Source organism: Cyclobacterium sp. 10D3-21 (assembly GCF_055809755.1).
The window spans coordinates 2,371,440-2,384,352 of the sequence record NZ_CM147924.1 but is presented as its reverse complement, the minus strand read 5'-3'; the positions used below and the strand labels follow the sequence as shown (position 1 = coordinate 2,384,352).

10 protein-coding genes are annotated in these 12,913 nt (G+C 39.8%); 3 read left to right on the top strand and 7 right to left on the bottom strand.

Annotated features, from left to right (window positions below):
* Positions 1-7: 7 nt before the first annotated feature.
* The 7 genes from AC0L7T_RS09695 to AC0L7T_RS09665 all read right to left on the bottom strand — a co-directional run bounded on the left by AC0L7T_RS09695 (position 8) and on the right by AC0L7T_RS09665 (position 10,020).
* On the bottom strand, positions 8-889 hold the full coding sequence (locus tag AC0L7T_RS09695) for an amidohydrolase family protein (protein WP_473342362.1): 882 nt from the start codon (positions 887-889) through the stop codon (positions 8-10).
* A 36-nt stretch (positions 890-925) separates the two neighbouring features.
* Positions 926-1,867, bottom strand: coding sequence for an amidohydrolase family protein (locus AC0L7T_RS09690; RefSeq protein ID WP_473342361.1), 942 nt, complete (start codon positions 1,865-1,867; stop codon positions 926-928).
* 39 nt (positions 1,868-1,906) lie between these two features.
* On the bottom strand, positions 1,907-3,277 hold the full coding sequence (locus tag AC0L7T_RS09685) for a DegT/DnrJ/EryC1/StrS family aminotransferase (RefSeq protein WP_473342360.1): 1,371 nt from the start codon (positions 3,275-3,277) through the stop codon (positions 1,907-1,909).
* 82 nt (positions 3,278-3,359) lie between these two features.
* Complete coding sequence (locus AC0L7T_RS09680) at positions 3,360-4,163, bottom strand: amidohydrolase family protein (RefSeq protein ID WP_473342359.1); 804 nt, start codon at positions 4,161-4,163, stop codon at positions 3,360-3,362.
* Positions 4,153-5,067, bottom strand: coding sequence for an amidohydrolase family protein (locus AC0L7T_RS09675; RefSeq protein WP_473342358.1), 915 nt, complete (start codon positions 5,065-5,067; stop codon positions 4,153-4,155). The genes AC0L7T_RS09680 and AC0L7T_RS09675 overlap by 11 nt, the downstream gene beginning before the upstream one ends.
* 318 nt (positions 5,068-5,385) lie before the next feature.
* Positions 5,386-6,861: a RagB/SusD family nutrient uptake outer membrane protein gene (locus AC0L7T_RS09670; RefSeq protein ID WP_473342357.1), complete on the bottom strand. Its 1,476-nt coding sequence runs from the start codon at positions 6,859-6,861 to the stop codon at positions 5,386-5,388.
* 27 nt (positions 6,862-6,888) lie between these two features.
* Positions 6,889-10,020, bottom strand: coding sequence for a SusC/RagA family TonB-linked outer membrane protein (locus tag AC0L7T_RS09665; RefSeq protein ID WP_473342356.1), 3,132 nt, complete (start codon positions 10,018-10,020; stop codon positions 6,889-6,891).
* Between the two features lie 536 nt (positions 10,021-10,556).
* Between AC0L7T_RS09665 and AC0L7T_RS09660 the strand changes: the two genes are divergently transcribed.
* From AC0L7T_RS09660 to AC0L7T_RS09650, 3 genes are read left to right on the top strand one after another with little or no spacing between them, the layout of a single operon-like run.
* Positions 10,557-11,087, top strand: a complete 531-nt coding sequence (locus AC0L7T_RS09660) for an RNA polymerase sigma factor (protein ID WP_473342355.1) — start codon at positions 10,557-10,559, stop codon at positions 11,085-11,087.
* Positions 11,084-11,752: a hypothetical protein gene (locus AC0L7T_RS09655; RefSeq protein WP_473342354.1), complete on the top strand. Its 669-nt coding sequence runs from the start codon at positions 11,084-11,086 to the stop codon at positions 11,750-11,752. Before AC0L7T_RS09660 ends, AC0L7T_RS09655 begins: the two co-directional genes overlap by 4 nt.
* 19 nt (positions 11,753-11,771) lie before the next feature.
* On the top strand, positions 11,772-12,536 hold the full coding sequence (locus AC0L7T_RS09650; protein WP_473342353.1) for a hypothetical protein: 765 nt from the start codon (positions 11,772-11,774) through the stop codon (positions 12,534-12,536).
* The last annotated feature ends 377 nt before the right edge of the window (positions 12,537-12,913 follow it).

Here is a 12,913-nt window from a genome sequence, read left to right as displayed (position 1 = left end):
AGGCTACTTACACCGTAATGTTAATGCCTTTTGATGCAAAAATTGGTTTTGCAATTTTCCGGTAGTTTTCACCGAATACCTTCATGCGTTCTTTCTGGGAAAGGGAGGCATCTAGGACTTTAGCCATTTCTGTAGAAAAAGAGCGACTTGGTCCATGTCCACCCCAAACGATTCGGTCAACACCTACTATATCTACCGCATAATCCACAGAACCTGAATGCGGATCTGCACCGCTAAATTCAAACAATACATTTTCGTAAGGTCTGATAGCTCTCGCCGCCAACTCCCAATCACCACCCGCATGTCCACAAATCAATGGCACATTCGGGAATCGTTTGGCAAGTGTCGCTACATCCATTGGGGTGGATTCTCCATCCAGGTTTCCTCCTCCTGGCCACCTAGGCTCTCCCCCTACTTTAATCCAGGTATGGATATAAATCACAGCTCCTAATTCGGCGGCATAGCGAATAATCTTATCGTTTTGATCTGCATCACAGGTCACTCCCAGTTTATTTCCCCCTACATACTTTATCCCCACACAAGGTCCGTTAGCAATCCACTTTTTCATTTTTGCTAAACTCTCATCCGGAAAACCAGGGTCTATGGGGATAATTCCAGAAATCCAGTCTGGATCATTGTTCAAGATTTCTAGTTGGGCCGCATCATGTGGTTTAGGATCCAGAGGGTCGCTTAGGGTTCCCCCTATATCCACAGAAATGATACGCTCCAGCCCCATTCTTTTTACATAAAACAGCATTTCCTGGTGTTGCTTTATGGGCTCAGTTCCTGTCAAAAACCCATGGTAATGGGTGTCCCAAATTCTAAATGCTTTTAATTCTTCTATATCTGGAAGTCCGTATAAATGGGGATCTATGGCGAAATTGTTCATAATGGATTGATTAAGGTAATTGGCATTTTAAATTAACTATAAAGAAGAATTCATGAAATTATTGGCATTCCCCTGCAAAATCCCATTGGCCTGTTCTACCGATAATGGTGATTCCATCAGTTTCAGAAAGCTTGCCTCTACAGGGAAATAAGGAGCGTGAGAGCCAAACAAAACCCGCTCTGCTGCCAACGGAATACCCTTCTTCCCATTCCATGGATTGCCTTCAATCAACCTTCCTACTGCTCCACTACCTTCTATCCTGGAGGTGTCAAAAACCACATTGGTCTCCTTAATGAATCGTTCCAAAAGGTTACCGGTAATTTTATGTGTCCAGTAAAGCATTTGAATTTTTACCTTAGGGTATTTTTTAATAATGTCCACCAAAGGATTCATGTCTGCTCCTCTCGTGAGGACGATCGGGTGGTGATTTCTACTGTCATCCATGTCTCCTACAATTTGCAGAATCATTTTCCTTTTTTCTACCTGAGCTACCAATTTTTCAAAATCCGGATGGCTTGGATCAAAGGTTTGGTAAATGGGGTAAATCCTAACGCCCGGCATCTTGTATACCTCATGGCAACGCCTCAGGTCTTCTTCCCAATCCGGCCAAGCCAGATTTACTGTACCGAATGGGAGCAGCATTCCCTTGCCTTTTTGCTTGCATTCCTTGGCCAATCGTTCATTGACGCCATTGATGTCTTTGTGAAAAAGTGCTTCAAAACTGCCTGCCCAGGCTTTTTCCACCCTGTGTTTGTTTAGCTTGGCTAGCAAAGCATCGGTCTCACCATATTTCAGTTTTCTAAATGGCCAGTCAAACAAATTGACATTGGTATCGATGACCCCAGGTTTTCCGGCAAACAAATTAGGTTTACTTTTTACATCCTCCGGTAGGTTGGTCGAAAAGCTAAGTGGCAATGAGGCAGCGGCAGTGGCTTTAAGTGTGGTACTAAAAAAGCTGCGGCGGTTTACTTTTTTCATAATGTTGTTATTCAGGCTTTCAATGGTGGTTAAAGTTTCTCAGCTGTTTTTGATTTTATTCAAACTGTCTCTGTTTTCGTATACTTTCGTAATCCCGGCAACTATCTCGTCCATTTCCTGACGAGAGCCTAAAAGCATTCCAGAGCCCCAGAAGGAGATAAGCGTTTCGTTACAAATTTTATCGCAATTTGGGAGATCCAGCGAATTAGCGTACGCTTCCCTTCTTTCTTTTGTATACATGGTCTGGTATTCATCCAAGCCCAAAACATGTTGGATCCAAGGTTCTTTGTGCAGTCCGTTTTTAATATAGGAGCCCATAGGAATCCCTTCCGCATTCAGCGCTTTTAAGAAAAGGCTCCTGTCAGCACCATTAAAATGTTCTTTGTTAAAGGACATCGCAAAGTGATAATAGGAACTGCTTTCGGTTCCTGGGTACTTTTTCTGTGGAGTCAATCCCGGAATACCTGCCAACTGAGCTATAAGGTACTCTGCATTTTCATTTCGCTTCAAAAACCTATCCTTGGCCCCCGGCAACTGTGCCATAAGGATGGCCCCTTCAAACTCATTCATTCGGTATTTTGGGCCAATGGTCTCATTCCTCCCTTTTCTGGAAGCCCCTCTGTTCTGAACGGTATAACATTGTTCCATCAAAACCTGATCATTTCCGACCACAGCTCCTCCTTCTCCGCAGGCAATGGCTTTACTTGCCTGAAAACTAAAGCAGCCCAAATCTCCTATGGTACCTATGGCTTTTCCCTGATAGCGGGCAAAAGGTGCCTGACAGGAATCTTCTATTACTTTCAAACCATGTTTTTTCGCCAATTCCATGATACGCTCCATGTTCGCAGGTACGCCCATAATATGGACCGGCATTATGGCCTTTGTATTTGTATTGATTTTTTTGGCTACTTCCTCTGGGTCCAACTGGAATGAAGTAAGGTCAAGGTCTACCATCACCGGTAGCGCCCTGCTGGTCAAAATAGAAGAAATAGTCCCCATATCTGTGTAAGGAGAAGTTATCACCTCATCACCTGGACCAATACCAAGTGCTTCTATACAAGTACTTAAGGCCTGGGTGCCAGATCCTGTTCCTACACTGTACCCAACCCCAATCTGCCTGGCAAATTCCTTTTCAAAAGTGGGCACATTGCCTGTAGCAGATTGTATTCTGCTCCATATGCCACTTCGGGTTGTTTTGACGATGGCATTCACCATTTGATCATCCACATAAGGCCAAGCTGGTCCTATCCTGCCTTTTTCTCTTATAGCTGTGCCTCCTAAAATAGCCAGCTTTTCATTGTTTTGGATCAATACATTGCCCAGTCCAGGCAAAACAGGTGTGGCGGCTATGGCCAAAGAGCTGGTAGAAAGACCAGCCATGAATTTTCTCCTACTGTATGCTTTGTTCATTGCTTATGTGGCATTAATTGTTTTAAGGATAATTTCCTGATTCGTCATTCGGTCATGAAAAGTATAGGCCAATTGATCCTAATTATAAGTTCAACATGCTTTGGGCATTTCTCCACCTCAGCAAATCTTTGGTACTTTGGCTTGCTTCTTCCTCGAGTAATGATTCAATGCGCAACATTCCTGTTAGGTAATCCAGTATCGGGGCATGTGTCCCAAAAGCAAATTTATCTGCCCCATAGAATTCCAGTGCTTGCGCCATATTGGCTAGGGATCGACCGGAAGTATCCATGAGCAGCTTACTTTTCATAATTAACTCAAAGTCGTCATTTTTAAGCTGATAACCATTTGCAAGGTTTAAAATAAAGTATTTGGCCGCTGGCACTTCCTTTATTATGGGCAATAAATCCACTAATCCTTGCTCGGGTTTATCTGTCCCTGCTAATTGATCCAAGTCCATCCACGATTTCTGTCGGCTATCGACCATTCTCATGGTCAGCCCAACAACCAAGTCATGGTCTCGGGCCATTTTCACCAATTCAACGCATACGGAATCCTTCAATTGATAATCATGGTATTGGGGATAAATACGTATGCCTTTAATTCCGGCTTTTACACACTTTTCAAAATCACTTTTCCACCCTGGGTAGACGGGATTAATAATGGCAAATGGTACAATTCTTTCTTTATAGGTGGCAGAGGATTTAATTTCAGCAAACAACGCCTCATTGGCTGCCTGACAATTTTTATAGAAAATCCCGCTCATATTGGCGACTACAGCCTTGTCAACTCCAAACTGATTCATTTTTTTCAGCAGTGCTTCACAGGTAGAATACGCCATCTGCTTGTATGGCCAGTTGCCCACATAGGCATTGATATCAATTAACACCAAAGCCTCCTTTCTTCAGCAAGCCATTGTAATTATCGAAAAACAGCTTCTTTTTCTGTCGCTCATTGAGATTAGAAGCCAGTACTTTTCCTACGCTTTGGTAGTAACTGTTGTCCGTTCCGAAAAAAAGCCTGTCCTCACCCAAATACTTGAGGGCGAAGTCTATCATGTTTTCTTCGTTATTGCTACCTCCTGTGTCCACATATATATTGGGCGTATTTTCAAAGGTTTTACACATGCATTCCCAATCACCTCCGCCTCCTATATGTGCAAATTGGAAATTGGCATCTGGGAATTTCTTTGCAGTAGCTACAAAATCTTCTGGTGTAGAAGTGCTAGTCAATTTTCCAGCATCATATTTCATTCGGTACCCTCCTACTCCTAGCTGACACTCTCCATGCATAAAAACAATCATTTTTAATGCAGAGAGCTTTTCAATAATGGGCTCATACAAAGGATCACTGATCTTTACCTGATTGTACAAGCGAGTCCCTACCAGCCCATTGTCTACACAGCGGTTGATTTCATCAATCGCCTCCTTTTTATAAGTAGGGTTAATAGTAAATTCCCCAACCAATCGATCAGGATAAGCTTTTACTCCTTTGATCACCCTATCATTGATACTCCTAAACTCTTCCTGAGTAGCTTTTATAGGCAACATGGGCATGCCAACAAACATCTTTTCTATAGATAGCCTGTCTGCAAAATCAATTTGGTCTTTGAGCTGATCCAGAGTCATATTAGAAGTAGCATAGGCATCTATTTTCCTGTACTTATTCACTTCTTTCATCAAATCAAAGTCATTTTCTCCGGATGCTCTCGTTCTGAAATCAACAGATGGAACACCCGTCATTAAACCAAAAATGGAAACAGTTCCACTAAGTGAAAATTCTCTTCTTGTCATGCCCATGACCTATTGTTTTTTGTTCAAGAAGTTAACTTATTTTAGGATATAAATCCTATCCCAAAGTCCATTGTATAATTAAATTCAACTCATTCTACACTCACGGGAATTGTGAAATAACCGTCTTATATAATGTCATTTCACAAGCCCCGACGGGGCGTAATATCATAGCCACGGGTGTTAGCCCGTGGCATGAAAATAGAGTTGTACTGATTTTGGCGGTATTGTTGCCTATTTTTTAGCAACAATACTGACAAAATCTCGATGGAATTAAGCAAAGGAATGTCCTTTAGCTAAATCCATGTTTAATCGATCTAATCAATAACCTTCATTTTGTTCCATTACCCCTGGAGCTGCCAATTGAATTTGCTCATAAGGTATTGGGAAATATTTCATGTATGCTTGTGCATTCAGATTTTGAATCACCGCCTGTTCAGTTGAAGGATTGTACTCACTTTCAAGTTGAGTCAAAGCTGTGGTAAATCTACCAGTACGTACCAGGTCAAACCACCTGTTGTTTTCAACTGCCAATTCAAGTCTTCTTTCCAATAACAGTTTGTCCATGAACAATTCCGGAGTGGCAATGTCTACCAAGGTATAATTATGGTCCGAATCTCCAAAAGCTCTTTCTCTGATGCTATTCAACTGTGCCAAAGCAGTTTCCTGATCACCTAATTGGTAAAGTGCTTCGGAATAAAGCAATACCATGTCGGCCAATCTCAAAACAGGCAAATCCAGTCCTGAACTACTGATATTGTCGATTGGAATGATGAATTTATTGAAGTAAGGAAACCAAAAAGGTTCATCATCAGGTGCAGAAGAGAAAGTTCGTTGCCATTCTGTGATGGTAACACTAAACCTGGAATCCTCAGGATCATAAGCCTTATGCAGATTCCATGTTGGTCTTCCAACCCTGCTACCATTGTTGATAATCCCGTAAACGCCTGCAGTAGGTGCCAAGGCATAAGTTAGGCTATGACCATTGGTACCTTCCAAATAGGGTAAGGAGAAAATGGATTCAGCGTTTACCTCAGTTTCTATGCGAAAAAGGTCCTTAAAATCGGGCAATAATTCATAATCGTAATCTGCAAACAACCTTTCCAATAAGGTTTTGGCATCCTCCCATTTTTCCTCATAAACTTTCACCTTAGCCAAAAGTGCTATGGCTGCTGCTTTGGACACCCTTCCTTGTTCGGAAGTAGTAGGGAGTTTGGCAATGGCATCATTCAGGTCACTGGAAATCAATGCATAAACCTCTGCTTCAGTGGCTCTTGGAACCTGTCTGGACTCGGCCACCTCTATGATACTGGTCACTGCTGGCACACCTCCAAAAATCCTTACCAGATCAAAGTAGAAGTAAGCTCTCAAAAACTTGGCTTCACCTGTATGTTTGTCTTTTAATTCAGCACTGTAATCTGTGGGCACATCAATATTTGCCAAAACAGTATTTGCTCTAAAAATGCCATTGTAGGTATCCTTCCAAAAGACATTCAATCTTGGATTTTCAGGGCTAACATCAAGCAAGCCTATTTCTGCCATACCTGGAGAGGTCGCAAAATAATAACCATACATATTGTCTGAAGGAATTTCCATCAACTCATAATCCGTTGGAAACCTTGATTGCAATCGATTGTAAATCCCTAAAACTGCCAAGTCCAGGTCATTCGAATTTTCAAAAGCGTTGACATTGGTCAATAATGATTCTGGGATCGGATTGAGCAGATCATCGTGACAGGAAGTAAAGCTTAGCAAAATCGCTAATGTGCTTAGTATATTTAATTTGTAAGTTTTCATTTTTCTGTTTTTTCGTGCCTATACCAATCAAAAGCCAATGTTAAGTCCCAAGACAAATGTTCTATTCAAGGGTTCTGAACCGAGGTTTACCCCAGGGGTACTGCTAATGCCTGAAACTTCTCCTCTTGTCGTTCCTTCGGGATTGTAGGCATGATTTCCTTTGTTTTTAATAACCAATGCGTTATTAACAGATGCATAGAGTCTTAAACTTTTAATTCCTTTTCCTTCTGAGAAATCAGGAAAGGTATAACCTAAGTTTATGCTCCTAACATTTAGGTAGGAAGCATCCTCTAAGTAAAAGTCATTGTTGGTATTGTATCCAAACAATTGACTTAAAGCAGCAGCAGGATTTACGCCATCACCCGGCTCTTCTTCAGACCACCACTGGTTTTCTACCAATGACCTTCTCATGGCGCCCAAAGTGTTGCCCTCGTAATATTGATTTTCTGCATTGAACATTTTGGCTCCTAAAGAAGCCTGCATGAAAATACTTAGGTCAAATTGTTTCCAGTAAAATTCATTGGAAAAACCCAATTGCATTTTAGGTTGAAAACTTCCTAAGATCACCTTGTCTTCGGGATCAATTTCACCATCATTGTTCGTGTCCTGAAATATTGGGTTACCGGGTTTGGTTCCGGCTAGGCTAGGGCTTTGAGAAATCTGTTCCTCATTCTGAAAAACACCTATAGACTTGTAGCCATAATAAGAAAACATTGGTTCTCCTTCTCTCAATAGAAAGTCCATTGACCAATAAGTATTGATTCGCTCATCCACTTCTCCCAGATCGGTCACTTCATTTTTATTCATGGAAAGGTTAAATGAAGAATTCCATTTGAACTCTCCTACCAGATTTCTGGTATCGATCTCCACATCCAGGCCACTGTTTCTTACTTCACCTACATTGTTTATGATACTACTAAAACCAGTAATGGCCGGAGTGTTTACATTGTACAACATGCCCGTGGTTAGGTTGTCATAATAATCTACATTCAGGCTAAACCTATTTTGAAGAAAGCTTATCTCAAATCCGAAATCGTAGCCTTTGGTTTTTTCCCATGATAGCCTTGGGTTCGCCATGGAATTCTGAACAATCCCATTCACCAATAAATTATTGGGTGAATAACTTACTGAACCCACTGAACCTAAATACTGAAAATTACCGATGTTAAAATTCCCAGTAACACCATAACTGGCTCTTAATTTAAAATCTGAAATATTAGGAATGTTTTTTATAAACTCTTCCTCAGAAAGTCTCCATGCAGCTGAAAGGGAAGGGAAATTTCCCCATTTATTTTCAGGACCAAATCTGGAACTACCATCACGTCGGAAAGAACCTTCCAAGAGGTATTTGTCTTTATAAGCGTAGTTTACCCTAGCAAAATAAGAAACCAAGCCCCATTCAGATTTAGACTGTGTAGTATTGGCTGGGTTGATGATGGCATTGTTAAGCGTCTTTACCTTATCGTTGTTAAACGAATTGGAAACGGCATACATCGCAAGAGATCTGGAGGTTGAATTTTGGTAAGAAGCACCAAGTAAACCACCTACATTATGCACCTCATTAAACGTTTTGGTATAATTCAGTACATTCTCATTGACTAGATTGATACTTCTTGCGTCCGAGACATTTCCGTTTGTATTTACGCGAGTATCTCCAATTCCACCGCTCCAATAATCATTGTTAGTGAAGGCAATATTGGTTCCTACAGAGGTTTTGAAACTTAATCCATCCATGAGGTTCAAATTGATAAAGGCCCTACCTATATTGGTAAAAACATTGGAATAATTCTCCGTTCCATAAAGGTAAACATATGGACTAGCCTGTCCGGAGTGTCCAGTTGGGATATAATCATAGGTACGAGAGTATTTTCCATCAATGTAATCAGGGCTGACAAAGGGTGGGTATTTTACCAGGGAAACCATATTGGATCCTGCATACCTTGTTTTGGAATAGGATGGGCTCAATTCCATTCCTAAACTTATCATTTCATTGATTTTCACATCCACATTGGCCCTGAAACTGTATTTTTTATAGCCAGAAGTTTTTAACACTCCTTCTTCATCCATATAAGTACCTGACAAGTAATACTTGGTATTTTCTGTACCTCCAGAAAGGGATATGTTGTGATTTTGAATGGTAGCTGTCTGAAGCACTTCATCCTGCCAAATGGTTTGAGGAAGTTCTTTGGTAAGTGGATTGACCTGGTAGGTCAAAGGTCTTCTTGGATCTCCCCAAATAGGAATGGAAGTGTCTCCCCCAGCCCATGCAAATTCCCTGTTCTGATATTTGGTCAAATAGCTGTGCCATTCGTCTCCTGTCAACCAATCGTCATGAACAAGGGCATTGGACATTCCAAAATAAGAGTTGATTTTTAACTCAGGTTTTTTACTCGAACCTCTTTTGGTTGTCACCAAAATTACTCCACCTGCACCTCTTGAACCATAAATAGCAGTAGAAGAAGCATCTTTCAACACCTCAATGGATTCCACATCATTCATGTTCAATTGACCTAAGCTTCCTCCTGGAAAGCCATCGATGACTACCAAAGGGTCATTCCCTGCACTTATGGAACCGAGTCCACGAACCCTAATGTCAGGCGCGTCACCTGGTCGGTTACGGGTATTGGAAATATTAACCCCAGCCATTCTTCCAGCAAGGACATTTTCTAACCTTCCAACCGGCAATTGATCCAGGTTTTGGTTTTCTAATTTAGAAATAGAGGAGGTAACAGAAGTTTTCTTCCGTGTACCGTAGCCTATGACGACTACTTCATCTAAATCAGATTGCTCTGGGCTAAGATTGATCGAAAGAATTTGTCGATTAGCGACAGGCAGCTCCTGGGTTACAAACCCTACAAAGGAAAAAACCAAAACAGCATCCTCTGCAGGTATATTTAAACTAAAGGCGCCATCTATATCAGTGACTGTTCCAATATTCGTATTCTTGATTAAGATATTAACACCAGGAAGTGTTTCACCGCTCTCCACATCAGTGACGGTACCAGAGACGGTTCGTTGTTGCGCAAGGGTCATTGAGGCAAGCCCTGAACCCAGAAATAAGATCATTGTGAAAACCCCTAAATAAAAAAGGCGGTTGATCTTGCTACGGACGGGAAGGAATTCTTCCTTTCCCATTTTTCCATTGTATTTTTTTTTCAAAACTGATTGATTTAAGTGGTTAAATTATACTTATATAAAGATTAATTTGGTTTTGTAACTCAAATAATAATCATAGTAAAAATTCCAAAATTGGAATTAAATATGCCTAATCAGAGAATTATAATACTAATCATCTTATCGGTTACGTTACCTTAAACCTATTAAATTTTATTCAAGTAACAAACAATTTTTCCTTATTTAACTTAATTAAAGATTAAATAAAACTTAACCAGTTATAGGGTATAAAAAATAACTTTTCAAAGTATAAAAGTGATGAATGGAGTATTTTTAACACTAACCCTTCCAATACAGCTGTAAATAAAACTGAAGACCATTAAGTGTTAACCGGCTTTTATTATCAGCATTCCAATATTCACTTTAAAGCCAATTCTTTTCCTGGGCTCAACCTACCCCTTTGGTCCATCAGGTAAAAAGATTAACTTGGGTAAAAGCCAGGATTCACATTTACAAAAGTTTTTTATTCGCTTTCCAACCTTTTGCCTTTAGAACGACTCTTTTATATACACAGCCAAAAAATGAGTATACCTAAACCAGATGCAACACTTATTAAAAGGATCAATCAAAATGACCGAAATGCACAATTTCAGCTTTTTGAAATGACCAAAGGAATGTTGTATTCCACTTGTTATAGAATACTCAGCGATGAAGAGGAAGCCCACGACATCCTACAAGAGGTTTATGTAGAAGTTTTTCAGAACATAAGAAAACTAAAAAACCCTGAGGCACTAATATCATGGATGAAAACCATTGCCGTTAGAAAGGCTATTAACCATAGCAGAAAGAAAATCTATTTCGAACCAGTAGAAAATCATGAAGTGGACACCACTGAAGCATTCGACTCCTGGTTTGATGCAGAACTTCTGGATCAGGCAATTTTGAGTCTTCCCAATGGGGCCAAGGCTGTTTTTCTACTCACCGCTGTGGAAGGCTATTCGCATAAGGAAGCTGCAAAACTTCTTAATATTTCAGTGAGCACTTCAAAATCTCAGTTGCATTATGCTAAATCCTTGTTAAAAAGTCGAATCACTAAGCTCCTAAAGGCATGAAAACACACAACCCAAACCCAGAGCTATGGAATAAAATTTTAGAAAGGAAAACCTTTGACCAGCAACTTGGTGAAAACATTAAAAAGCTTCCTGTCAGGGAGCCCGATACCGAGATTTGGGAGCAAATTGAACATAGGCTTGATGATCAACCAAAAAAGGTACTTATCTGGTACTATTTAGGCGCTGCGGCTGTAGCCATGTTTCTGTTATTTTCAGGAATTGGTTTCTTCCTATCCTTTCAGGGTGACGAAAAAACACCTTTACTCACAGAAAAACCAAAGTTAAATGCTCCTGACAATTATTTAGCACCTGAAGTATTAAATCCACAGGAAAGAACACCTGATAAAATAGCAATAAATAAACTACCTTCTTCTGAGGTGAACATTTCCCCACCTATTAACCGTAAGAAAATAGAACCGATTACAGCTGATGGAATGCCATTGCCCCCTGTCCAAATCAAAAAAACATTCACTATAAATAAAATAACTATTCAGCCTCCAATGGTAGCCAATAAAAACACTTACCATGAAGTGAAAATCAGCTGGACAGCAGAAAAACCAGCCGCGACCGGCTCTCTGTTTGGCAAAAAAGAAAAAGTACAAGTGGCGAACTCCAATTATTCCACGGCCGCCATTCAGTTAAAATTTAATAAGTCAAAAAACTAATATTTCAAATTCTCTCGTTATGAAAAGATTAATCCAATTGTCTTTAATGGTATTGCTATGTGCAATTCAAAATGAAATTCTTGCCCAGGAAGTTGAAAACCAATTGCCTAAAAATACCCAGGAATGGATGGACGAAGATTGGCCAGTAACCGACTCTTTGGCATTTGAACTTCCAAATCAAGGAAAAATCTTGTTATTGTTCAATTCTGATGAGCACAGCCCGGAGGACTTAAAATTAAAATTTAAGCCCATTCTTAAAAAAGCAACTGAATTTCCAGAGTTTAAAACCATTACCTATAGAATAGCCGAAGCATTTCCACAGACAAGTGTAGACAGAGTCATTCTCAACATTGAAAAAAAATATGTCCCTTATTCAGATCGAATTGAATTGACCTTTCCAGTTGGACTCGATTATACGGGAGGCTATTTCACACCTGAGATTGGGTTTAGGAGTAAGCTATCATGTAGAAAATTTGATATTGGGGCTTCGATTACGAACTCAGTATTTTTCCCGGAAAAGATTGAAAACAAGGTAGCGGTCAATCACAATTGGTTTTTAAATGCGGAATTCAGCTGGGAACTTTTCAATCCTAAATCCAATAATAAAAACATGATAGGCATTGGTTACCTTTTGAATGATGAAAAAAGCCAACTTTTCAACCAAACCACGATCAAAGCCTTCTACCGAAGACAAGTCAGCCAGGTCATTTCTATTCAGGTGGGGGTAGTCGGCACCAATAAGCTCAACACCCTTTATCCTACAATAGGGGTTAGGTTTTGGTGAAAAACCTAATCAAATAGATACAAACACAAGTCTATAAAATAGCTATAGTAATTCTATTTCAAGATATATTTTTGATAATTCTTTTAAAAAAGAGCACAGCCAAGCTGTGCTCTTTTTTAAAAGAATTATCAAAAAAAAGAATTTGTTTTTATACTTCAAACCTTGCTTTTATAGCATACTCAGAATTAACCAGTTTAAGAAAAGATAAAATGCTCATTTCAAAATCCGCTTAATTTATTAACTGTCAAATGAAGGAAAAGAACGGTACATCTACAATAAAAGAATAAACAGGAATCCCACATCACTCTTAAAAATAATCAGGCAATTCTTCTTGAAAAATAACCAATAAAAGCACAAAAAGTGATATCAGTAACATC

What these genes read in the sequence shown, in the direction of transcription:
- AC0L7T_RS09695 (WP_473342362.1), bottom strand. Translation starts at nt 889, where the DNA reads ATGAACAATTTCGCCATAGATCCCCATTTATACGGACTTCCAGATATA.
- AC0L7T_RS09690 (WP_473342361.1), bottom strand. Translation starts at nt 1,867, where the DNA reads ATGAAAAAAGTAAACCGCCGCAGCTTTTTTAGTACCACACTTAAAGCC.
- AC0L7T_RS09685 (WP_473342360.1), bottom strand. Translation starts at nt 3,277, where the DNA reads ATGAACAAAGCATACAGTAGGAGAAAATTCATGGCTGGTCTTTCTACC.
- AC0L7T_RS09675 (WP_473342358.1), bottom strand. Translation starts at nt 5,067, where the DNA reads ATGACAAGAAGAGAATTTTCACTTAGTGGAACTGTTTCCATTTTTGGT.
- AC0L7T_RS09670 (WP_473342357.1), bottom strand. Translation starts at nt 6,861, where the DNA reads ATGAAAACTTACAAATTAAATATACTAAGCACATTAGCGATTTTGCTA.
- AC0L7T_RS09660 (WP_473342355.1), top strand. Translation starts at nt 10,557, where the DNA reads ATGAGTATACCTAAACCAGATGCAACACTTATTAAAAGGATCAATCAA.
- AC0L7T_RS09655 (WP_473342354.1), top strand. Translation starts at nt 11,084, where the DNA reads ATGAAAACACACAACCCAAACCCAGAGCTATGGAATAAAATTTTAGAA.
- AC0L7T_RS09650 (WP_473342353.1), top strand. Translation starts at nt 11,772, where the DNA reads ATGAAAAGATTAATCCAATTGTCTTTAATGGTATTGCTATGTGCAATT.